General features: G+C 67.4%; 16 protein-coding genes. 12 read left to right on the top strand and 4 right to left on the bottom strand.

What is annotated here, in order from left to right; translation table 11 throughout:
- The first annotated feature begins 105 nt into the window (after nucleotides 1-105).
- From ACN6LB_RS43195 to ACN6LB_RS43145, 11 genes are all read left to right on the top strand, one after another.
- Nucleotides 106-1,755 (top strand): glycoside hydrolase family 27 protein, encoded by a 1,650-nt coding sequence (locus tag ACN6LB_RS43195; RefSeq protein ID WP_445030680.1) that lies wholly within the window; start codon nucleotides 106-108, stop codon nucleotides 1,753-1,755.
- Between the two features lie 132 nt (nucleotides 1,756-1,887).
- A complete protein-coding gene (locus tag ACN6LB_RS43190; RefSeq protein ID WP_445030679.1) occupies nucleotides 1,888-3,417 on the top strand; it encodes an arabinofuranosidase catalytic domain-containing protein in 1,530 nt (509 codons plus the stop codon).
- A 98-nt stretch (nucleotides 3,418-3,515) separates the two neighbouring features.
- A complete protein-coding gene (locus tag ACN6LB_RS43185; RefSeq protein ID WP_445030678.1) occupies nucleotides 3,516-5,345 on the top strand; it encodes an RICIN domain-containing protein in 1,830 nt (609 codons plus the stop codon).
- A 46-nt stretch (nucleotides 5,346-5,391) separates the two neighbouring features.
- Complete coding sequence (locus ACN6LB_RS43180; RefSeq protein WP_445030677.1) at nucleotides 5,392-7,797, top strand: ricin-type beta-trefoil lectin domain protein; 2,406 nt, start codon at nucleotides 5,392-5,394, stop codon at nucleotides 7,795-7,797.
- 178 nt (nucleotides 7,798-7,975) lie between these two features.
- Entirely contained in the window at nucleotides 7,976-9,958 is a 1,983-nt protein-coding gene (locus ACN6LB_RS43175; RefSeq protein WP_445030676.1) for an alpha-L-fucosidase, read from the top strand.
- 84 nt (nucleotides 9,959-10,042) lie between these two features.
- Nucleotides 10,043-11,362 (top strand): ricin-type beta-trefoil lectin domain protein, encoded by a 1,320-nt coding sequence (locus ACN6LB_RS43170; RefSeq protein ID WP_445030682.1) that lies wholly within the window; start codon nucleotides 10,043-10,045, stop codon nucleotides 11,360-11,362.
- 200 nt (nucleotides 11,363-11,562) lie between these two features.
- A complete protein-coding gene (locus ACN6LB_RS43165; protein WP_445030675.1) occupies nucleotides 11,563-12,630 on the top strand; it encodes a hypothetical protein in 1,068 nt (355 codons plus the stop codon).
- Nucleotides 12,631-12,632: 2 nt separating this feature from the next.
- A complete protein-coding gene (locus tag ACN6LB_RS43160; protein WP_445030674.1) occupies nucleotides 12,633-13,742 on the top strand; it encodes a hypothetical protein in 1,110 nt (369 codons plus the stop codon).
- A gap of 315 nt (nucleotides 13,743-14,057) precedes the next feature.
- Nucleotides 14,058-15,035: a hypothetical protein gene (locus tag ACN6LB_RS43155; protein WP_445030673.1), complete on the top strand. Its 978-nt coding sequence runs from the start codon at nucleotides 14,058-14,060 to the stop codon at nucleotides 15,033-15,035.
- Nucleotides 14,921-15,424, top strand: a complete 504-nt coding sequence (locus ACN6LB_RS43150) for an alpha/beta hydrolase (protein ID WP_445030681.1) — start codon at nucleotides 14,921-14,923, stop codon at nucleotides 15,422-15,424. Before ACN6LB_RS43155 ends, ACN6LB_RS43150 begins: the two co-directional genes overlap by 115 nt.
- Before the next feature lie 177 nt (nucleotides 15,425-15,601).
- On the top strand, nucleotides 15,602-16,672 hold the full coding sequence (locus ACN6LB_RS43145) for a ferritin-like domain-containing protein (RefSeq protein WP_445030672.1): 1,071 nt from the start codon (nucleotides 15,602-15,604) through the stop codon (nucleotides 16,670-16,672).
- A gap of 221 nt (nucleotides 16,673-16,893) precedes the next feature.
- On the opposite strand, the gene ACN6LB_RS43140 is transcribed toward ACN6LB_RS43145, so the two are convergent.
- Nucleotides 16,894-17,646 (bottom strand): aminoglycoside adenylyltransferase family protein, encoded by a 753-nt coding sequence (locus ACN6LB_RS43140; RefSeq protein ID WP_445030671.1) that lies wholly within the window; start codon nucleotides 17,644-17,646, stop codon nucleotides 16,894-16,896.
- A gap of 214 nt (nucleotides 17,647-17,860) precedes the next feature.
- Here ACN6LB_RS43140 and ACN6LB_RS43135 point away from each other — a divergent pair, with 214 nt between their 5' ends.
- Nucleotides 17,861-19,369 carry a DUF4246 domain-containing protein gene (locus ACN6LB_RS43135; RefSeq protein ID WP_445030670.1) on the top strand — a complete coding sequence of 503 codons (1,509 nt, stop codon included), beginning with the start codon at nucleotides 17,861-17,863 and terminating at the stop codon, nucleotides 19,367-19,369.
- Nucleotides 19,370-19,805: 436 nt separating this feature from the next.
- Here the strand turns inward: ACN6LB_RS43135 and ACN6LB_RS43130 are convergent, their stop codons facing one another.
- The 3 genes from ACN6LB_RS43130 to ACN6LB_RS43120 all read right to left on the bottom strand — a co-directional run bounded on the left by ACN6LB_RS43130 (nucleotide 19,806) and on the right by ACN6LB_RS43120 (nucleotide 22,196).
- Nucleotides 19,806-20,279 (bottom strand): carboxymuconolactone decarboxylase family protein, encoded by a 474-nt coding sequence (locus tag ACN6LB_RS43130; RefSeq protein WP_445030669.1) that lies wholly within the window; start codon nucleotides 20,277-20,279, stop codon nucleotides 19,806-19,808.
- Nucleotides 20,280-21,243: 964 nt separating this feature from the next.
- A complete protein-coding gene (locus tag ACN6LB_RS43125) occupies nucleotides 21,244-21,828 on the bottom strand; it encodes a hypothetical protein (RefSeq protein WP_445030668.1) in 585 nt (194 codons plus the stop codon).
- Nucleotides 21,825-22,196, bottom strand: coding sequence for a VOC family protein (locus tag ACN6LB_RS43120; RefSeq protein ID WP_445030667.1), 372 nt, complete (start codon nucleotides 22,194-22,196; stop codon nucleotides 21,825-21,827). The genes ACN6LB_RS43125 and ACN6LB_RS43120 overlap by 4 nt, the downstream gene beginning before the upstream one ends.
- Nucleotides 22,197-22,928: the final 732 nt, after the last annotated feature.

The raw sequence follows: 22,928 nt of genomic DNA, 5'->3' as shown, positions 1-22,928 counted from the left end.
CCCCCCCCCCCGAGACCTGCCCCGCTGCCCCTGCATGCCTTTGACCCGTGGATGCGCTCCGAGAGGGGGCGTGTTCTGCCGCAACCCTGTCCAGGAGTGAATGTCATGCACATGATTACCGCGAGACTCGGACGCCTGTTGCCGCCGTTCCCGCGACGGTCCCTGCGCAGGACGTTGGCGTTCGCCTGCTCGGTCGCGCTGTTCTGTGTGGGCGTCCCCCTCGTGTCCCTCGGTACGGCGCAGCCCGCCACAGCGCTGGGCAACGGGCTGGCGCTGACCCCGCAGATGGGCTTCAACGACTGGAACGCGTACGGCTGCAACGTCTCCGAGTCGCTGATCAAGTCCACCGCGCAGGCGATGCACACCAACGGCATGCAGGCGGCGGGCTACTCGTACGTCAACATCGACGACTGCTGGATGACCCACAACCGTGATTCCGGCGGCCACCTGGTGCCGGACCCGGCCAAGTTCCCCGACGGCATCAAGGGCACCGCGGACTACGTCCACTCGCTGGGGCTGAAGCTGGGGATCTACGAGGACGCGGGCACCGCGACCTGCGCCGGGTATCCGGGCAGCCTGGGGCACGAGACCACGGACGCACAGTCGTTCGCGTCGTGGGGTGTGGACTACCTGAAGTACGACAACTGCAACAACAACGGGGTACGGGCGCAGACCCGCTACACCGCGATGCGGGACGCCTTGGCGGCCACCAACCGGCCGATCCTGTACAGCCTGTGCAACTGGGGCCAGGACAACGTGTGGACCTGGGGCGCGGGCGTGGGCAACAGCTGGCGCACCACCGGGGACATCAGCGCGAACTTCGCCAGCATGCTGTCGATCTTCCACAGCAACGTGGGACTGGCCTCCTACGCAGGCCCCGGCCACTGGAACGACCCGGACATGCTGGAGGTCGGCAACGGCTCGATGACGGCCACCGAGAGCCGCAGCGAGTTCAGCCTGTGGGCGGAGATGGCCGCGCCGCTGATCGCGGGCACCAACATCCCCTCGGCCAGTGCGGACACCCTGTCCACGCTGACCAACTCCCGGGTGATCGCCGTCGACCAGGACTCCCTGGGCAAACAGGGCACCCTGGTGTCGTCCTCGGGCGGCCTGGACGTGCTGGCCAAGCCGCTGGCCAACGGGGACGTGTCGGTGGCGCTGTTCAACGAGACGGGCTCGACGGCGACCATCACCACCACCGCCGCCGCGATCGGGAAGACCGGCGCGTCCGCCTACACACTCACCGACCTGTGGTCGGGGTCGGCCTCGACAACCTCGGGCAGGATCAGCGCCTCGGTGCCGGCGCACGGCACGGTGATGTACCGGGTCGCGGGCGGCACCAGTGGCGGCGGCACCAGCGTGACCGGCGAGCTGCACGCTGTGGGTGCGGACAAGTGCCTGGACGTACCCAACTCGACCAGGACCGCCGGCACCCAGGTGCAGATCTGGAGCTGCAACGGCGGGGCCAACCAGACATGGACGCACTCCACGTCCAACCAGTTCACCGTCTACTCCGGCAGCGGCCAGATGTGCCTGGACGCCTACAACAACCAGACCACCCCCGGGACGAAGGTGGAGATCTGGTCGTGCAACGGCGGGGCCAATCAGCAGTGGACGCTGAACCCCAACGGCACGGTCACCGGCGTCCAGTCGGGCCTGTGCCTGGACGTCGCCGGAGGTGCCACCGCTGACGGAACCCTCGCCGAGCTGCGGACCTGCAACGGCGCCAACAGTCAGCGCTGGACGTTGGGATGAGTCCCCCTTCAAGCCTCCACCGAGCACCGCCCGGGCCGGCCTGCCGCATGCAGCCGAGCGGCTCCGCAGCGCCCCATCGACCACTGCCGGCTTCGGCGCCAACGGGTGTGCACAGCCACAGAGGAGGTCTCCATGCTCGAACCAGCCGGTGACAGCCGTCGAAGGCAATGGAAAGCCGTGCTCCTTTTTGCCCTGGCGATGGCTGTGGCCGCGTTCGGCGTACCGGCGTTCGCCACACCCTCGCGGGCCGGTACGTCAGCCGTCGTCCATCCGGCGGTCCACCGCCTGGCGGACGGGTCGCTTCCGTGCGACCTCTACTCCGCGGGCGGTACGCCGTGTGTGACGGCGCACTCCACGACCCGGGCGCTTTTCGCGTCGTACAACGGGCCGCTGTATCAGATTCAACGTTCCTCCGATCACAGCTTCCGCGACATCGGACTGGTCAGCACCGGCGGGTACGCGGACGGTGCGTCCCAGGTCTCGTTCTGCTCAAGCACGTCGTGCACGATCACGAAGATCTACGACCAGACCGCAAAGCACAACGACCTGCCGATCTCCTGGGGCGGCTACTGGAAGGGCCCCGGCCCCAACGGATCCGACGTCGGAGCGGACGCCATGGCCCTGCCGGTGACCGCGGCCGGCCACCAGGTCTTCGGGGTCAAGGTCACCCCCGGCGTCGGCTACCGGCTCGACCACGCGAGCGGCGTGGCCACCGGAGCCCAGCCCGAGGGCATCTACATGGTGACGTCGTCGAACTACACGAACCAGTGGTGCTGCTTCGACTACGGCAGCGGTGAGAACTCCCACACCGACACCGGCAACGCCACCATGAACGCCATCTACTGGGGCACCGCCTGCTGGTTCAACGGCTGCACCGGCAGCGGACCGTGGGTCGAGGCCGACCTGGAGAACGGCATGTTCCACACCAACACCGGCTCCAACAAGGACCCGAACAACTCGGGCGTGCACTACCCCTTCGTCAGCGCGTGGCTGAAGAACAACGGCACCAGCAACTTCACTCTGAAATACGGCAACGGCGCGAGCGGCGGCCTGACCACCACCTTCTCCGGCCCGCTGCCGAACGGCTACTCACCCATGAAGGTCGACAGTTCGGTCCTGCTCGGCACCGGGGGCGACAACAGCCCCAATGGGGTGGGCGAGTTCTTCGAAGGCGCGATGACGGCGGGCTATCCCTCCGACGCCACCGAGAACGCCGTCCAGGCCGGCATCACCGCCGCGGGCTACGGGACAGGAGGCGGTGGCGGCACGACGACCGCGTTGCATGCGGTGGGAGCGGGCCGGTGCCTGGACGTACCGGGCGCTTCCACGACTCCCGGTACGCAGACGCAGATCCAGGACTGCAACGGAGCGGCCAACCAGACTTGGTCCCAGTCCAACTCCCACCAGCTCACCGTCTACTCCGGAAGCAGCCGGCTGTGCCTGGACGCCTCCAACAAGGGCACCAGCTCCGGCACCAAGGTCATCACCTGGACGTGCAACGGCCAGAGCAACCAACAGTGGAACCTCAACGCCAACGGCACCATCACCAGCGCCCAGTCCGGCCTGTGCCTCGACGTGACCGGCGCCGCCACCGCCAACGGCACCCCCGTAGAACTGTGGACCTGCAACGGGGGATCCAACCAGCAGTGGTCGCTGAGCTGACTCCGCAAAATCCCGCGTCACCCAGCGCCGGGGCGGCACTCAACCACCGCCCCGGCGTCTCACCGCACCGTCCACTCGCCGAACCACAGGAGGATGGAATGAGGACGAGAGCGAGGCTCGGCCCCCTGGTACTGGCATTCGGCATCGTCTTGGCGTTCGTGCTGCAGCTGTCGGCGTCGCCCGCGAGCCGGGCCGCCTCGGGCGAGGTGCTGAGCGTGAACCTGGCGTCGACGCGGGGCCCGTCGACGGGTGTGGGGGAGGGGTTCCTCTACGGTTTCACGCAGGACGGCAGTCAGCCGGCGGACCAGTTCATCAAGCCGCTGCGGATCAACGCGTTCCGCGGCGGCGGATGGTTCTCCGGTGGCTGGATCAGGGACAACTACCAGTACGGTTCGGCCACTCGAGCCGACATCGACTCGATCATCGCGCAAGGGAAACGGCTCACTCAGCCGCCCTACCACGCGCAGTACCAGGTGCTGGTCAGCGACATCTACGGTGCCAACGGCGGGCAGCCGTCGAACACGACGTACCCGTGCGACAACGGCAACTGCTCCAACTGGATCAGCTTCATCGACTCCACGGTGGGAGCACTGCAGGCATCGGGCCTGAAGTTCGCCTACGACATCTGGAACGAGCCGGACATCTCCGTCTTCTGGACCCGGGGCATGAACAGCACCCAGTACTTCCAGATGTGGGACACCGCCTACCGGGAGATCCGGCGCATCGCCCCCTCGGCGCAGATCGTGGGGCCGTCACTCGCCTTCACCCCGCAGAGCAACCCGGGCGAATGGCGGACCTGGCTCGCGCACGTGAAGGCGGCCGGGACGGTGCCGGACATGATCACCAACCACGACGAGGGTGATGTCGACGACCCGGTCACCGTGTCGCAGTCCCTCAACAGTGCCCTGGCCACGGCGGGCATCGGTCCGCTGCCGCTGTCCGCGAACGAGTACCAGCCCGCCGACCGGCAGACCGCCGGGGTGACGGCCTGGTACCTGGCGCGGTTCGCGCAGTCCGGCTACACCAACGCGATGCGCGGCAACTGGGTGTGCTGCGTCACTCCGAACCTGACCGGAGTCCTGACCCAGAGTGGAGGCAGCTGGCAGCCGACGGGCAACTGGTGGGCGCTTCGGGACTACGCCGACATGACGGGGACCCTTGTGGACACCTCCGGCCAGGTCGGCGCGACCGCGATCTCGGCCTCCGAGGATCCCACCAACAAGCGCGCGGTGGCGATCATCGGCAACTCGAACGGGAACTCCGGCACCGCGTCCGTGACCTTCAACGGGCTGGCGTCGGTGCCCTGGCTGGCGAACGCGGGCAGCGTCAACGTCACCGTGCACCGCATCCCGGACCAGGCACCTCTCGCGTCACCACCGATTGTGTACAACCAGAATGTCAGCACCTCAAGCGGCTCGATCACCGTGCCGTTGACATTCCAGGCCTCGCACGACGCGTTCGCCGTCTATCTGACACCGGCTCCGTCCAGCGGCGGCTTCCCGAGTGGCCACCACCAACTCGTGGCCGCTCACAACAACCTGTGCGTGGACGTGTACGGCAACTCCGGCAGCGCGGGCGCCGCGATCGACCAGTGGACCTGCAACGGGCAGAGCAACCAGCTGTTCCAGTTTGTGCCGGCCTCGGGTGGCTACGGCGAGCTGCGGGCTCAGAACTCCGGGCTGGACGTGGCGGTGGCCGGCGGCTCCACGGCGGCGGGCACCCCGGACATCGTCCAACAGGCACCCGGCACGGCGGCAGCCGCCCTCTGGCTGCCGGTACAGCAGTCCGACGGCTCGTACTCCTTCCGGAACCAGAACAGCGGTCTGTGTCTGGACGTCTACGGCGGCGGCAGCAACCTGGGCCAACAACTGGACCAATGGCAGTGCAAGAACGCACCCGGCACCAACCAGGACTTCCTCCTGCGCTGACCCCAGCTCCCCCTGGCACACCCCTCGACCTGCGAAAGGAACAACCGTGTCAGCATTCAGTCGGCTGTTGAGGCGCTTACGCGTTCCAACGGCCCTGCTCACGGGCCTCGTCCTGGCCGCCGGCGGCATCGTGGGCACGACTGCCGCTCCGGCCCAGGCCGCCACCTCGATCACGATCAACGGCTCATCAGGCGGCCGGACCTTCGACGGCGTCGGAGCGATCAGCGGCGGGGGCGGCAACAGCAGACTCCTGATCGACTATCCGGAGCCCGAACGCGGCCAGGTCCTGGACTACCTGTTCCGGCCCGGATACGGCGCCTCCCTGCACATCCTCAAGGCCGAGATCGGCGGTGACACCAACTCCACCTCGGGGGCCGAGCCCAGTCACCAGCACACCCGGTCCGACCTGAACTGCAACCGGGGCTACGAGTGGTGGCTGATGGAGCAGGCCAAGGCGCGCAACCCGGACATCAAGCTGTACGGGCTCGCCTGGGGCGCACCCGGCTGGATCGGCGGCGGCAACTTCTGGTCCACCGACATGATCAACTATCTGGTCTCGTGGCTCGGCTGCGCCAAACAGCACGGATTGAGCATCGACTACCTCGGTGGCTGGAACGAGCGCGGCTACAACATCTCCTGGTACGAACAACTGCGCAGCGCGCTCAACACCAACGGCTACGGCAAAGTCAGGATCGTCGCGGCCGACTCGGACTGGGCGGTGGCCAACGACATCAACTCCAACGCGGCGTTCGCGGCTTCGGTGGACGTCATCGGCACGCACTACCCCTGCGGTTACCGTTCCTCCCAGTCCAACTGCGCGGTGCCGTCGGCCGCCACGTCGACCGGCAAACCGCTGTGGGCGAGCGAGAACGGCTCGGACGACTACAACGCGGGAGCACCGGCTGTGGCCCGCGGCATCAACCGCGGATACATCGACGGCCGGATGACCGCGTATCTCAACTGGCCTGTGGTCGCCTCGCTCACGCCGAACCTGCCCTATCCCACTATGGGTCTCGCCGTTGCCCCGCAGCCGTGGTCCGGCTACTACGCCATCGGCAAGAACGCCTGGGTGATGGCGCAGACGAGCCAGTTCACCGCCCCGGGATGGCACTACCTCGACGCCTCCAGCGGATACATCGGCGGCAACCGGAACAACGGCAGCTACGTGTCACTGAAGTCCACGAACAACTCCGACTACTCCACGGTCATCGAGACGATGGACGCCGGCAGCGCCCAGACCCTGAACTTCACCGTCACCGGAGGGCTGTCCACCAGCACCGTCCATGTCTGGTCGACCAACGTCAATTCCAACAACACGGCCGACTACTTCGTTCACGCGACGGACGTCACCCCGTCCGGCAGCAGTTTCAGCCTGACCGTCCAGCCCGGCCGCGTGTACACCCTGACCACCACGACAGGACAGGGCAAGGGCACCGCCGCCGGTCCCGCCCGGGGCGCCATGAACCTGCCGTACAGCGACTCCTTCGACAGCTACGCCACCGGCACCGAGGCCAAGTACCTCATGGACTGGCAGGGCGCCTTCGAGACGGTCGGCTGTGGCGGCGGCCACGACGGCAAATGCGTACGCCAGATGAGCCCGCAGAAGCCGATCACCTGGGACGCGCTGTCCGATCCGCACGCCCTGCTCGGTGACGTGAGCTGGAGCAACTACACCGTCTCGTCCGACGTGCTGCTCGAACAGCCCGGATACGCCGAACTGATCGGCCGTGCCAACGCACAGGACTACAGCAGCACCGGCGGACTGAACGCCTACCACCTGCGGGTGAGCGACACCGGAGCGTGGTCGGTCCTGAACTCCAACACCAACGGCAACGTCTCCACTCTGGCCCGCGGCACGACCACGGCTCTGGGCACCAACCGATGGCACACCCTGGGCCTCACCTTCTCCGGCAACAGCATCACCGCCGTCATCGACGGTTCCAAGGTCGGTTCCGTGAACGACTACACCTGGGCCGGCGGCCAGGTCGGCTACGCGACCGGCCAGACCGAGACGGCACAGTTCGACAACCTGTCCATCACGCCCGGCAGCGGCGGATCCGGCGGCACGACCGCGGCGATCGTCGGGGCCGCTTCCGGCCGGTGTGCGGACGTGCCGAACCAGTCGCAGACGTCCGGTACCCAGGTGCAGCTGTGGGACTGCAACGGTGGCAGCAACCAGCAGTGGACGAACACCTCGGCCAACGAGCTGCGCGTCTACGGCGGCGACTGCCTGGACGCCGCGGGCCAGGGCACCAGCCCCGGTACCAAGGTGGACATCTTTCCCTGCACCGGCGGCAGCAACCAGAAGTGGACCATCAAAGCCGACGGCACGATCACCGGTGTCCAGTCCGGCCTGTGTCTCGACGCCACCGGCGCGGGAACGGCCAACGGCACGTTGCTGGAACTGTGGACCTGTACCGGTGGCAACAACCAGAAGTGGTCGCGCAGTTGATCCGGTGACCGGCTGACGACCACCGATCGCATCCGTCGTCAGTCGCGTCAGCACGTCGGCCGCGTCGGCCGAACGGCACCGCACGCCGTTCGGCCGAGCACGTCCGCTGCCGGCCGCACCCGATCCGCCGGAGTCCGAATTCCTGAACGCCCCCGCCCATCCCTCCGAGAGGCCCCCCATGTCTTCTTCCTCCCTTCCGATCAGCAGACGCAGGCTGCTCGCGACGGCCGGCGCGGCCACCGCCTACGGCCTGTTGCGGTTCGCCCCCGAGGCCGCGGCGACCGACGGCCCCGGAAGTTACACCGCGAGCTGGTCCTCCGTGGACCAGCACCCCCCGGCCCCGGCCTGGTTCCAGGACGCCAAGTTCGGCATCTACTACCACTGGGGTGTATTCAGCGTTCCCGCGTACGGGAACGAGTGGTACCCGCGCAACATGTACATCGGCGGCTCGAACGAGAACAAACATCACATCGCCACCTACGGCGACCCCGCGGCATGGCCGTACAACAACTTCATCGACGGTGCCCGCGACAAGGCCGGCAACCACGTGCAGTTCGCCCCCAAGCTCACCTCCCAGGGCGGCAATTGGGACCCGGACGCCTGGGCGCGGCTGTTCAAGGCAGCGGGTGCGAAGTTCGCCGGACCGGTCGCCGAACACCATGACGGCTTCTCCATGTGGAACAGCCGCTCCAACGTCTGGAACTCGGTCCAGCACGGCCCCCGACTCGACCTCGTGGGGCTGCACGCGCAGGCCATCCGCGGACAGGGGCTGAAGTTCATGGCCTCGCTGCACCACGCCTACCACTTCAACGGCTTCTACGACCATGTGCCGAACCAGTCCGACCCGACGCTGCGCCTCCTCTTCGGCCAGCAGGGCTCGGCCGCGGAGAACAAGCTCTGGTACGACAAGCTGATCGAGGTCATCGACGGCTACCAGCCGGACCTGGTCTGGCAGGACTTCGACCTGGGCCTGGTGCAGGAGTCCTACCGGCTCCAGTTCCTCGCGCACTACTACAACCAGGCTGTCGCGTGGAACAAGGACGTGGTCGCGACCTACAAGGACGGCCTCGACAACAAGGGCGAGGTCTACGACTTCGAGCGCGGCGGCCCGGCAGGGCTGCTGACCCCCTACTGGCTGACCGACGACAGCATCTCCTCCTCCAGTTGGTGCTACACGGTGGGCATCGGCTACTACTCGACGCAGGCGCTGCTCCACTCGCTGATCGACCGGGTCAGCAAGGGCGGCAACATGCTGCTGAACATCGCCCCGATGGCCGACGGAACCATCCCCTCGGGGCAGCAGTCCATCCTGCTCGCCATGGGTGACTGGCTCGGCCGCTTCGGAGAGGCGGTCTACGCCACCCGCTCCTGGACCAGCTACGGCGAGGGCCCCACCCAGATGGGCGGAGGCTCGTTCAGCGGCCCCGTGGCCGGCGTGGCGAAGGACATCCGGTTCACCCGCAGTCGGGACAACAAGGTCCTCTACGCCACGGCGCTGGGCTGGCAGGGCAGCACCATGACCATCACGACGCTGAACTCGAATCGAATCAACCTCAGCAGCCTGACCGGCGCAAAACTGCTCAATACCACCGCCGGAACGTACATCGACCTGCCCGCACCGGCCCAGGACGCCTCCGGCCTGCACCTCACCATGCCCTCGTCCAACCCGCCGTTCAGCGCCCTGGCGTACACGGTCAAGCTCACCTTCTCCGGGGAGATCCCGGTCCTTGGCGCGCCGGGCGGCCCCACCACCTGGGTCAAGATCGCCAACGTGACGAGCGGACTGCTGCTCGACAGCGGAGGCAACGTCGCCTCCGGCTCCAACCTCAAGCAGTGGAACTCCGACGGGAGCAGCAACCTGCAGTGGCAGCTGATCGACCTCGGCAACGGCTACCACCGCATCGTGAACCGCACCAACGGCATGGTCGCCGACAGCTGGGGCAATTCCGCCAACGGCGCTCCCGCCCGGCAAGGGGCCTGGAACGGCGGCAACAACCAGCAGTGGTCGCTCAACAACCTCGGCGGCAACCGCTATCAGATCGTCAACCGCGGCACCGGCACCGCTCTTGACGGCAGCGGCAGCACCACGTCCGGCTCGACCACGGTGATGTGGGCGCCGAACTCAAGCACCAACAACGCATGGACCATCACCGGCGTGTGAACCGCCCGATGGGTGGGCTCACGCACGTAGAGCGATCAACGCACGACGGAAAAGGAGAAGTAGATGAGATGTAAGTCCCTCTTGATGCCCCTTGTGAGTGCGGCGCTTCTCGTCATGACCGCAGCCGGCACGGCGATGAGCAGCGGCCTCGACGCAAGCACGTCGCCCACGAGCGCCGCAGCCGCCGCGCCGACTGCCGGATGCGGCAAGGCCCCGACGCTGACCAGCGGTACGCATACGATTTCGAGCAGCGGCAAGAACCGCAGCTACATCCTGAGAGTCCCCGCCAACTACGACAACAACCACCCCTACCGGTTGGTCTTCGGATTCCACTGGCGGGGCGGCACCGCCAACGATGTCGACTCGGGCGGAACCGATGGCTACAACTGGTCCTACTACGGACTCAGGCGGCTGGCGGACAACGCGAACAACAGCACGATCTTCGTGGCGCCCCAGGGCTTCGGCAACGGCTGGGCCAATTCCGGCGGTGAGGACGTGACCTTCGTCGACGACATGGTCCGGCAGATCGAGGCGGGCCTGTGTGTCGACACGACGCAGCTCTTCTCCGCGGGCTTCAGCTACGGCGGTGCGATGTCGTACGCCCTCGCCTGTGCCCGGGCGACGGTCTTCCGCGGGGTCGCGGTCTACTCCGGCGCCAACCTCAGCGGGTGCAGTGGCGGTACCCAGCCCGTCGCGTACATGGGGCTCCATGGCCTCAGGGACAACGTGCTGCCCATCTCGTCCGGACGGGCACTGCGCGACACGTTCGTCAGGAACAACGGCTGCACCCCGCAGAACCCGCCCGAGCCGGCCAACGGGAGCCTGACGCACGTCGTCACCACCTACTCCGGGTGCAGGGCCGGGTATCCGGTCGTGTGGGCGGCGTTCGACGGAGCCGGTCACGACCCCGGGCCGATAGACGGGTCCACCGGCGACGGCTGGCGCACCTGGACGTCGGGCGAGGTGTGGAAGTTCTTCACGCAGTTCGACTCGTCCACCCCGCCCCCTCCGCCCACCGGCAAGCGGATCACGGGCCAGCAGTCGGGCCGCTGCGTCGACATCAACAACTCCACCACCACCAACGGCACCCAGGCACAACTGTGGGACTGCAACGGCGGCAACAACCAACGGTGGACGCCCAGCGACAGCAAGCAACTCATGGTCTACGGCAACAAGTGTCTGGACGCCTCCGGGAGGGGCACCAGCAATGGCACCCCCGTGGTGATCTGGGACTGCAACGGGCAGACGAACCAGCAGTGGAACATCAACCCCAACGGCACGATCACAGGAGTGCAGTCGGGGTTGTGCCTTGAGGCCGCAGGCTCGAACACCGCCAACGGAACGAAGATTCAACTGTGGAGCTGCTCGGGCGCAGCGAACCAGCAGTGGAGTCTGCAGAGTTGACCCAGCTTCGGGGCCAGGCGCAAGCCGGTCTGGCCCCAAGGCCTGGGGAACTCCGGTGGCAAGGCCAAGGCCTTCTGCCGCAGTGAACCGTTCCTTCCGTTCTTCCGCAGCGAGGAACACCGGATTAACCGTGTTCCGTCTGTTCACAGTTGGGGTGACCACCCATAAGCTGTGCGACCTTCGCGCTCTGAGGGGGTCCCGTGAAAGGTCTCCGTGCGGTCATCGTCTGCCTTGTGATCGCGTGTGCCACAGTGATGTCGCCGGTCGCGGTGGTGTCGTCGGCCGCAGCCGTGACGCCGAGCTGGTCGCAGGTGCCCGTTCCGGCGGCGGCACCGCCGGTGACCGTGTCCGATCTCGCCGCCCGCGGGCCGGGCGAGGCGTGGGCGACCGGGTACGAGGACACCGCCGATGGCATGCGGCCGATGCTGTACCGATGGGACGGCACTGCGTGGAGCCGGGACACCACCTTCCCCGGCACCGGCGAACCGGGCTGGCTCGGCAAGGTGCAGTTCGTCGGCAAGGAGGTGTGGATCTTCCACAACCGCGCGGGAGCGGGGGAGATCCTGCGCCGCTCGGCGGGAGGGTGGAGTACCGTCCCGTTGCCACAAACCCTGTGGACCTACCAGGACTTCACCGCGGTTCCGGGTGCCGCGTGGATGGTCGGTGAGGACGACACCGGGCTGAAGGTGCTGCACTACGACGGCTCCGGATGGACCACACAGTCCACCCCGGATGGCGTGCTGTACCTGATGGGGATCACCGCGCGTACGGCCACCGACGTCTGGGCCTGGGCGGACACCAATACCGGGACGACCGTTCTGCGCTGGGACGGCACGGGGTGGCGGGACGCGAAGGTGCCCCTGCCGCCCAACAGCAACGTGCACACGATCATGCTCGAACCGTCCGGCCGGGCCACGATCGGCGGCAGCCAGTACACCGACGGCGTGGCCCGCACCTACCTGATGACCTGGAATGGACACGCCTGGCGCACCACCCACCCACCGCTGGGCGACACCTACACCGAGGCCATGGTGCGCGGCCCGGACGGCGCGCTGTGGCTGCCGATGCGCAGCGACCATGCGTTCCAGTCGAAGTACGCGCGGGTGGACGGCGTCCACACCACCTTCTCCTACGGCCCGGAGCGCACGAACGCGATAGACGTCAAACCACGTGCACTGGCGAGGGCCGGGTCCTCGTTGCTGTCCTTCGGGACCGTCGAGATCTACGGCTCGAAACCGAATCTGATGAGCGAGCGGCTGGGAGGCTGACCATGGCACGCAGACTTCTCGTCGCGGCCCTCGCCGTCGCCATGGCCATCCTGACCTTCATGAGTCCGGCCGCGGCGGACAACCTGTCCTGGCAGCACGTTCCGGTCCCTGCACAGGTACGCCCACAGGCCGGTTTGAACGAGGCCGTGGCGTTCGGGCCGGACCGGGCATGGGCGGTGGGTGCCGACGCCGTCGGCCGCGAGGCGCCGGGCTTCCCGCTGGTGCTGCGCTGGAACGGAACCGCGTGGCAGCGCCAGAATCTGCCCGGGATCACCTGGCAGGGAGAGCTGCTGTCCATCGCCGCGGCCTCACCGACCGCAGTCTGGTCGGTCGGCCGGGACTCGGCAGGAAGCGCCCACCTGCTTCGCTTCAACGGCAGCGCCTGGAACGAAAGCCGGGCACCGCGCGGTGTCGTGCTGACCAAAGTCGTCGCCGGAGGCGGTGAGACCTGGCTGATCGGTTCGCGCGACGGCGCGCAGGTACTGCTGCGCTGGGACGGGCGCGGCTGGCAGGACGTGCCCGTGCCGCCGGGAACCGTGTACGGCCTGCACATCCTGGCGGCCGACGACGTCTGGGCCGCGGGCGCCGCCGACTCAGGGGCGGCCGTATCGCACTGGAACGGGCAGGCGTGGCAGCAGACGATCGTGGACGGGTTCCCGCGGTCGGCATTGGGCAGTGTGCTGGCGGTCTCGCCGACGGAGGTGTGGGCGGGTGGCACGGCCGGGTTCGTCGGCGGGCCGCCGGGTCGACCGATTCCGCCGCTGCTGGTCCGCTGGGACGGGCAGACATGGAGCCGGGTGACCGTGCCCGCCGACTTCGGCTCGGTCACCTCACTGTCGCCCACTTCGTCCGGCGCGCTGGCCTGGGTCTCGGTGGCCCGCTCGCAGAAGTGGGGCCCACCGGGCAGCAATCCGCCGCTTGTCCCCGGGCCGGATTTCCTTGCCTGGAACGGCCAGTCGTTCACTGAGTACAGCGAACCGGCAGTGGCCGGCGAGGGGGACTCCTCGGTGCTGCGGCTGGCGCCGGTGCCAGGCACGAAGACGGTGTGGTCGGTCGGCCGCGCCGACGGGCCCGAGGGCACCTTCGCACCGCGCATCCTGCGGTTCGGCTGAGATGGCCTGAGGCGAGCAACGGGGCTCCGCCCGAAAGGGACGGACCCCCGTTGCTCGCGTGGTCGCGCACCCGAGACACACACAAAAGAGGATCGGGCTGTGCGTTGTGATCCTGGGATCGTCGGGCTGAACCACCGGCCTCGCTCAGACGTTGTGAAACTCGCCCTTGACACTGTTGCGCCTCGACAGCGGCAGGCAAGGCCCACCTGATGCATGACAACGGGCTCCGCCGTCCGGCGGAGGCAGGGGGCCCCTGAAGCTGACGCGTGGCGGATGTGCGATCCCCCAGGCTGGAGTCCTCGCCGAGGAGGGAGCATGCAGGTGGAACACTGGGACCGGGTTGGGCGTTTCGCGGGGTACGGGGCGGCCCTGGCAATGTCGCCCTACCTCTTGGTCAAACTGTCGTGGGTCATCGGCGCTCTGCTGGGCCTGGCACCGATCGGAGAGGGCTTCGACCGGGCCGGCTGGGTGCTCCTCAACACGGTGACCATCGGCATGGCGGGAATCGGAATCGCCCTGGCGCTCGCTCTGGTCCGGCCCTGGGGCATGCGGATACCGGGGTGGCTGGTGGCCTTCTGCGCCTGGACGGGGGCGGGATTCCTGGTATCGATCCTCCCGTTTGCCGTGCTCAGCACGGTGCTCGACGCCGGGCGCGGCAAAGCGGCCGACAGCGGGGGCGACGACCCAGTCATGCCCGGCTGGGAAGGCGCGCTGATCCAATTCAGCTTCATCGGGATGGGGTTGGGGCTGGCTCTCGCGGTCCCCGCCTATCTGCACCGGCGCTGGCCGGAGGCTTTCGCGCGTCGCGTCGGGGACGGCGCCCCTGCCGCTCCGTCATGGACTGCTGCCGTCGCGGGCATCGTCGGTCTCATCTGGGCGTACTGGGCGGCAGGCGGAACCCTCGGAGTCGCAAGACCGGCCGAACGGGATACCAACTGGCATCTGCTGACGGGCGTAGGCGCGCTCTGGGCACTCGCCGGCGCCACCGCCATCTGGACACTCGCCCGGAAAAGCGCGTCCCGAGTGCCCCATCGGCTCTTGCTGGCACTCGGCTGGCTGGGGTCGGGCTCACTCTTCGCCTGGAGCAGCTGGAAACTCCCCCTCACCCTGTTCGTCGCCGTGGCTCACCCTTCCGATGCCGCACTGCCGGAGAATCTCGCTGTCGCCCCCGTGCTGCACTGCGCCGCCATCGTGGCGGGGGTCGGCATGGCGAGAACACTGGTCCGCTCACGCCCACAGGTCACCAGTTCGCCGCGGACGTTCCCGAGAACACCACCGACCTCATGGCGGTGACCCAGCGCCCGGTCACCAGCTCCGCGCTGGAGGAGGGAGCCTCCGAGCCGGCCTGGAAGACCATTCCGTCCTGGGTCCTGATCGCTACCGAGGACCTCAACATCCCGCCACAGGCACAGACGTTCATGGCCAAGCGCGCCAAGGCGCACACGGTGGAGGTCAAGCCCTCGCACGCGGTGAGCGTGTCCCGCCAGGACGCCGTCGCCGCCATCATCGAGAAGGCGGGCGCGGACGGTCCGCTGACCGCGCCACATGGAGTAGCGTCCGGGCCCCGTTCAGACGAGTACGGCAGCTACGGCGCCTTACGGCGAGAGGCGGGACGGCATCTCCACTGCCCTGCCCTCCCGGAGTTGTCACAGATCGCCTGGCTGCACTGTCTTAACCAATGACCTGACGACACTGTGTTCCCTGGCGGACAGAAGCGTGTGACTGCTGTCAGCACCGCGAGACAACGCACAGTTCGTGCCACCGAATTGACCCTCCGTCCGGGCGAGTGGGGATGAGGAGCGTCTCCGCAGTCTTCGCTCGCGCACTCATCCCCTTCGACAGCTGAAGCGAGAACACCCATGAATCAGCCGGAACAGCTCGACATCGCCGAGGTTCCCTCGACTGCGCGGATCGCGACACTCGAAAGCCTGCGTGAGCACCTTCAGTGGGCGATCGAACTGGAACATGCCACTCTGCCCCCTTACCTGTGCGCGCTCTACTCGCTGGACTCGGCGAAGAACCCGGACGCCGCTCAGGCGGTGGGAAGCGTCTTTGTCGAGGAGATGATCCACCTGGCGCTGGCCGCGAACCTCCTCAACGCCGTCGGCGGTCAACCGCGTCTGGACACACCGCAGATGCTGCCGCGCCACCCCCGGCCCCTGCCGCACGGCGACCGCTCCCTGGAGTTGTCACTCGTGCCGTTCGGCGCGGAGGCGCTGGAGATGTTTCTCCGCCTCGAACAGCCGGCCCTGCCGAGCGCTCCGGCCGAGGGCGACAACTACGAGACGATCGGGCAGTTCTACGACGCAATAGAGGAAGGACTGCGTCACCTGTGCGCTGAGCTCGGCGAACGGGAGGTCTTCTGCGGTGACCCGGCGCGCCAGGTCACCGCCGGCCCCTTCTCTCACACGGGCGGACAACTGGCCGCGGTCACGGATCTCGCCTCGGCCCTGGCGGCGCTGGAGGAAATCGTCGAACAGGGCGAAGGCACGGCACGCGGCGAAGTCTGGGACGGCGACCAGGACATCTTCCACCCCGAACGCGACGAGGTCTCTCACTACTACCGGTTCCAGGAGCTCAAGTTGGGCCGGCGGTACCGGCGCGATGACACGCCGAAATCCGGCCCCACGGGCGAAGCGGTCGCCTTCGACCTCGCGGGTGTCCGCCCGATGCGCCGCAACCAGCGCATGGCGGATCACCTCATGGGCAGTCCGATCCGAACGGCGCAGGAGGAGTTCAACCGGACGTACTGCGGAATGCTCCATCAGCTGGAGCACGCGTTCAACGGCACTCCGAATGCGCTCGGGGCCGCGATCGGCATGATGTACGCGCTCAAGGCTCAGGCGCAGGGCCTGATGGAGATGCCCGACGAGGACGGCACAACTGCCGGCCCGACCTTCGAGTACGTCGAACCCGAGGCCCGCCGGTGAGCGGGCTGTGATGAGCGGCGCCGGATCGTCTCCGACGCGTAGGGACTGGATTCCTCAGTAGATCGCTGAGACAACTGGCACGGGGCTTCGCTGGGACGCGGCGGTGTGGCCGGGCTGATGCTGAATCAGCTCGGCCGTGCCGCCCTTTTTGCCAGGCGGTTGGCTCGCCTGCGGCTTCGCCGCCGTACCCACCCATGCCGGAGTCAACGGGCGAAAGGCTCTCACCTCAGCCGCTCGATCTCAGTGAGTACGTAGTTCACATGCGGACGCACCTGCGACCGCAATGCCTCGCTCCAGCTTTCTTCGGAGTAGAGGCAGTTGAGATAGAGCTGCCTTGCGTGCTCAAGCGCGGCTCGGTGCTCGGGCGGGAGTTGGGCGAGAGCCCAGTCGGCGGCAGCGTCCTTCGACTTGATCCGGCCGGTGGCGAGCGTGGTCCAGATGCGGGCGAAGGTCAGCAGAACGTTGCGGGTGTCGCGGTCCAGGTCGTCGAGCAGGCCGGGGATACCCGCCACGCTCGCCCGGACCAGGTCGGCCCGCGGGACCGGGTCGAGAACCTGTGCCGGGCGCGGACCGGTGAGGGGGTGGTCGCCCGTCAGCGCCATAGCGATCAGCAGGGCCAGATCGGGCCTCTGCTCCGGCTGGGGGACCACACCGGCCTCGTACTGCGCCCGCAGCCACTCGCCGTAGAGGAAGTCGCCCGTTGGCGGGTACCGCCATGGCCGGACCTCGGACTGGACGACCACGGTGAGTTCGATCGGGCGGGCCTTGTGTGGGGAGCCGGAGATGCCGAGCAGTCCATCGAGGAGAGCCGGTCGCACTCGCTCGTCCATGCGCCGTCGGGTGACGACGAGCACGTCCAAGTCGCTGGCCGGCCTGAGTCCACCGAGCACGGAGGAGCCGTGGAGGTAGGTGCCGATGACGTCCTGGCCCAACACCCCGTCCACCAGCGCCACAACCTGCTGAAGCTGATTCACTGCTCCAGCGTCTCCTGACATCCTGCCGACCGCACGGCATTATCTGAAGCATCTGACTTCAGCCGGCCGGCGCGATGTGCCACGGGCGAGGCCAGTGCCGCTGACGAAGCGGTCGAAGGCTCCCGGACCAGCGATGACAGGGACGACGGCTGCGGTGTCAGTCTGCTGAAGTATCCTTCCCGCCACCGCACACCGACTGGGAGGACCAAGAGAATTGACTGGCCTGTCTGCTTTCCCGCTGCCCTTTCATGCTTCCCGTTCTATAACGTACGCGACACCCCGAACGCTGCGGGAACTTCAGATGATGCAGTGCAGCTCACTCATCCGGGCGAAGCCGGGATGGTTCGACAAGATGAACGATGCCGACATCGTCGACAGGTGGACACAAGAAGCTCTCGCCCAGGGCCTCACCGAAGCACAGGTTGGCTATGTGCTTGCGGAGCTCCGGCATTACGCCGCGCTGCGGGACGGACAGACCGGCGTCGAGGTGTCCGCCGTCGACGGGGTGTGGCAGTCGGACGCGCTGGTCGACGACAAGCTCGGATCCCGGCTGCGCGAGGCGGTTCGGGTTCTGGAGCAAGTCCCCGAAGCTGAACACGACTGGCACCCCGGATCCGACGGTCAGGTACTGGATCTGGTTCATCCCTCACTGTTCTGCCTGGTGAGAGAGGTGAGCGGTGCGCCCGAGGAGGCTTGGCAGAACCCGACGGACCGCTACTCGAAGTACGAATTCTCGGAGAAGTTCCAGTGGCTACCCACGGACGTCGACGTCAGTGACGACGGCGATGTCGCCTTCCGTTCATACGTCAACAACGTCCACCCCGAGACTCATCGCGAACTGGCCTCCGTCCTGCCGGACTTGTTCGCGCGCTTTCGGCCGCTGCTGGAGAACGTGCTCACCGATCTGCGTCATCCGCGGCCCCTGCGGATCGAGGCCGATCCTTACGGGTGGTACGACTCGGAGCCGGAGTATCCGGAGAAATCCTCCTTCGGTGATGATGAGGCCTACGCAGAAGCCGTCCGCGTATGGGAAGAGGCCCAGGACGGCTGGTGGGAAAATCGCCGCCCGGTCATCCCGGATGCCCCGGCCTTCACCCTGCCCGAGTTGCCCGAGGAATCCGCCCGAGTCGACCTGCGCGGCCGCCGTCTGCAGGTCATCGTCAAGCTCGCCACCATTCATCTCACCCCGGACAAGCCTGAGTACCCCGGTGGTTCCTGGCATGTCGAGGGGATGATGAACGAGCGGATCGTCTCCACCGGCATCTACTACTGGGACAGCGAGAACATCACCGAAAGTCGGCTGAGTTTCCGGGCGGCGCTCGACGACCCGCACTATGAACAGAACGACGACAACGGCCTGCGTGAGGTCTACGGCCTGGAGGACGAAGACGCACTGAATCAGGTGCTGGGATCGACATCGACCCCAGAGGGCCGTTGCCTGGCGTTCCCGAACATCCTGCAACACCGCGTCGGCTCATTCCGCCTCACGGACCCAACCCGCCCGGGACATCGCAAAATTCTCGCGTTCTTCCTGGTCGACCCGTCGGAAAAGATCGTCTCGACATCCGATGTGCCACCGCAACAACCATGGTCCGACACCTCGACCATGACGCTTGAACAGGCCAAGAACTACCGCGAACAACTCATGCAGGAACGCAAGTTCTTCGTCGACGAACACAACGAGCAGCTCTATGAACGAGAGTTCTCCCTCTGCGAACACTGAAGCTCTTGTGTCCTGAATACCTGCACGAGGATCTGACGGGACAAGGAACCAGCAGGGCCCCTCGGCCGCCGGCGTGAAGCGTGAGATCACCACGCCGACATCGAAGGGCCCTGTCCTGACTGTTGCTCCTGGCGCAGGAGTCTGACGTCACGAACCGCGGTCACGAATGCGTCGGGACATTCCTGCGGCAGGTTGTGCCCCGCGTCCGGCACTCGGCGGTGCAGCCGGGGGCCGGTGAAATGGTGTGCGGAAGGGGTACAGCGGTCGGTGCGCTGTGTGGGCCGGGTGTCCGCGGACCGCTGCGCAGCAGAGGCGGCCTGTGGCTCGTCAGACGGCTTTTGCTTCCGTTGGGCGGCTGATGGGCCGCCGGTCCGTCTCCCGCCTTAGGCCGGGGCGGCAAGGAGACGGACCGCCTGGGGTCGGCTGTCGGTGCCGGTCAGCCGTACCGGCCGGGCTGGTAGTCACCGGCCGGCTGCTGGTTGATGACGTTGATGCGGTTGTAGGCGTTGATGACAGCGATGAGGGAGAGCAGTGCGGCGAGTTGGTCCTCGTCGAAGTACTTGGCCGCGTTGGCCCACGCTTCGTCGGTGACACCCCCGGCCGCGTCGGCGATGCGCGTGCCCTGCTCGGTCAGTTCCAGTGCGGCGCGCTCGGCATCGGTGAAGACCTTGGCCTCCCTCCAGGCCGCGACGAGGTGGAGGCGCTGCGGAGTCTCCCCGTCGTGCACTGCGTCCTTGGTGTGCATGTCGGTGCAGAAGCCGCAGCCGTTGATCTGGCTGGCGCGGATCTTCACCAGCTCCTGGGTCGTGGTCGACAGCATCGAGTCCGCAAGCACCTTGTTGGCCGAGTTGATGTGCTTCAGCACCTTCCCCGCTATGGGGTTGCCGAAGTAGTTGAGACGGGATTCCACGGTGATCTCCTTGCCGGGTGGCGGGTACACCCCATTGACCGGGTGACCGGGGGATGTGTGACAGGAGGCCGGGGGAGAATCGACTTCAACACGCTGCAGCTCTGGTGCCCCTGGGAACGGGGACGGGGACGCGGCCGGGGTCGCCGGTGCGGTCGTCGTGCGAAAGGCGCGCGTCCGGGGTGAGGAGTGCCTCCAGGGAGGCGATGTCTCCGGTCCGGGCCGGCGTGACGAAGGCTTCCCGCAGGTGTCGGTGCTCCATCGCGTCGGGTGTGCCCGGCCTTCGGGTAGGGGGCTCGAAAGCGAACGGGATCTGCGGCGCAAAACGTGACCGGCGCTCCTGGCATCTGCCGGTGTGCGAAGAGTCGGGGCGCCGCACCGTCGATCAGGGCGACGGCGCCGTTCCGTCCGCTGACCGGCCGGCCCTCGATCTGTGATGGTGGCCTGAGAACGGGAGTCGCTCGGCGGGATCTGGAAGGCGTCTACGACTGCGCTCGTCCGCCGGATGGTCTCGACGTCACCCTGCCACCGGAGGGCCTGGGCAGGAGCCGTGGGGCTCCTGCCCCTGGGGCGAAAGGGCAGCCTCGTGCTGCCCGTCACGGGGAAGGCGTCACCACACCGCTTGTGCTGACGGTGAAGCGGCCGTTCGTCGCGGAGTTGAAGGTGCCGTTCTTGATCCACTCGATCACCGCGGCCTGGACCGTGGCATGGGGGCCGGCCCAAGGGTGGCCGGGGAGCCCACCGTAAGGCGTTCCTGACGGTGGGGGGTGCAGCGTGATCCGGAGCACCCCTCCCACAGGATGGCGTGGCTCGCGCACTGCACCTGCACCTGCACCTTGTTGGCTGTGCCAAGGCTGTTGCAAAGCGCGCTTGCGTCGGTCGGCGTTGCGAGGGGTGTCCTGTCCTCAAGGCCGTTGATGACAAGTGAGGGTGTGGTCTGTTGCTGTGCGACGGTGGCGTTCCAGCCCTAGCTGGAGAACGTCGGCGCGCGGCTGACACCGGTCGGATGGTCGCGGTCGCCTCCCCATCTGCGGCCGAGGCGGTCTTCCTCCATGAGTTGCATCCACAGCTGTTGCTGACTGCTGGGGACGATGTGGCCGGTGCAGGCAGCGTCCCGTTCGGGGGCCATCGCCCAGGTTGAGTCGCTGTCCGACCGGGTGGTGAGATTCGTCGGGAAGGACGTGAAGCCCGTCGTCGGTGTCACTTCCTCGGTCGGTGTGCCGAAGATCGATTCTGCGAACACAGCGCGGTTGACCTTCGCGATGACGGCGGCGCCACCGGGAAGCACCGGGTTGGCCGCGAACAGGGTCCGGCCGACGTGCTGCCCGCCGAGCGAGTACCCGAGCAACGTGACCTTGCCGTCCGACGGCCTGTCCCGCGCGATCGCGTCGTCGATGACCTGACGGATGTCGCGTACCCACAGATCAATGTGCCCGAAGCGGTAGTTGCTGGAGTGCGCGCGCCGGACTGGCCGGGTCCGTTGTGCAGAACGGCGAGTAGATGATGTTCTGCGGCCTCGCAACCACTGACGTGAGGCGCGGACCGGCGTCACGTCTCCTGGTAGAGGTTGAGGATGTTGCCGTCCGGATCACGCAGCCACACCGACCGGCGCCCCCACGGCTGGGTTGTCGGCGGTTTGAGGATCTCAACACCCTCGGCCAGCAGACGCTCGTGGCGTGCGTCCACGTCGGTGACCTGAAATTCCAGAGTGAAGCTTCCCCTTGTGGCACCGGCCATCGACCCGGGCACCATCGACTCCATGCCTGGGGTGGTGAAGAAGGAAAGGACGGCGCCCGGGACCGTCACCCGGGCGAAGGGGGAGCTGCCCTCGACCTCTGCGTCCAGGACCGCGGCGTAGAAGGCGGCGAGGGTCGCAACATCGTCGGTGATCAGGGAGGTGCCGGTGAAGTGTGGCTGCATCGGGGCATCGTAGGTGGATGGTCGGACATCCGGTTCGTGGGACGGATGGTTTCGCCCCGACCTCTGCCGCGCGCCACAACAGCGCCGGTTCGCCCGTCGGTTCCACCGCTGCGGCCAGCAGAACCGCCGCGCTTCTTTTGGAAGTCCCGTAATTCTGTGCGCGTACGCCTTTTGGATACGGTCGCCGACGGGCTGGGCGCTCGGAAGGCCGAAGCCGCCATCCGGTGCCACCGGCGTCGACAACTCCGGAAGTTCCAGGTGTCGAGAGGTGCCTCACGTGAGGCATCGACCTTGTGTCTGCGGCGGTTGTCGTGGCGGGCGTTCGCCTGCTTCAACGCGGCGCCGCACTTCAGCGAGAGGCTGACCGTGAACAGGGCGCCCCGGTGCGGTAGCGCTACGGCGGGGGAGTTGCCGACGCCGTTGCGAGCGAGGCTCCCGCACTCGCGGATGCGGTACGGCAACTGTTCGCGTGCTCCGACGCGTCCACTGCTGCCGGGCAACCGCAAGAGCACCACGGGGTGGTGACCGAAGTGCCGCGGGAGGTGCGTGTCGATCTCGGAGGGCGCGCCCTCCTGTGACCAGCGGATGCGTGTTGAGCGACGCTCACCGCCGTACGGCCTCCCTTGCGTGTTAGGTCTGGGGGTGTGGGGTGGGGTGTTGGAGGTTTGCTTGAGGTTGGCATGAGGTGGGGGTGTGGGTTCTGGCAAAGGTTTGCCGGGGTGTTGCCTGCGG

The sequence above is a fragment of the Streptomyces sp. SAS_270 genome, assembly GCF_052543295.1.
The sequence above is the reverse complement of the archived record's forward strand: the minus strand, read 5'-3'. Positions and strand labels throughout refer to the sequence as shown.

Coding starts and splice junctions, on each gene's coding strand:
- ACN6LB_RS43195 (WP_445030680.1), top strand. CDS start 106: ATGCACATGATTACCGCGAGACTCGGACGCCTGTTGCCGCCGTTCCCG.
- ACN6LB_RS43190 (WP_445030679.1), top strand. CDS start 1,888: ATGCTCGAACCAGCCGGTGACAGCCGTCGAAGGCAATGGAAAGCCGTG.
- ACN6LB_RS43185 (WP_445030678.1), top strand. CDS start 3,516: ATGAGGACGAGAGCGAGGCTCGGCCCCCTGGTACTGGCATTCGGCATC.
- ACN6LB_RS43175 (WP_445030676.1), top strand. CDS start 7,976: ATGTCTTCTTCCTCCCTTCCGATCAGCAGACGCAGGCTGCTCGCGACG.
- ACN6LB_RS43170 (WP_445030682.1), top strand. CDS start 10,043: ATGCCCCTTGTGAGTGCGGCGCTTCTCGTCATGACCGCAGCCGGCACG.
- ACN6LB_RS43160 (WP_445030674.1), top strand. CDS start 12,633: ATGGCACGCAGACTTCTCGTCGCGGCCCTCGCCGTCGCCATGGCCATC.
- ACN6LB_RS43155 (WP_445030673.1), top strand. CDS start 14,058: ATGCAGGTGGAACACTGGGACCGGGTTGGGCGTTTCGCGGGGTACGGG.
- ACN6LB_RS43145 (WP_445030672.1), top strand. CDS start 15,602: ATGAATCAGCCGGAACAGCTCGACATCGCCGAGGTTCCCTCGACTGCG.
- ACN6LB_RS43120 (WP_445030667.1), bottom strand. CDS start 22,196: ATGCAGCCACACTTCACCGGCACCTCCCTGATCACCGACGATGTTGCG.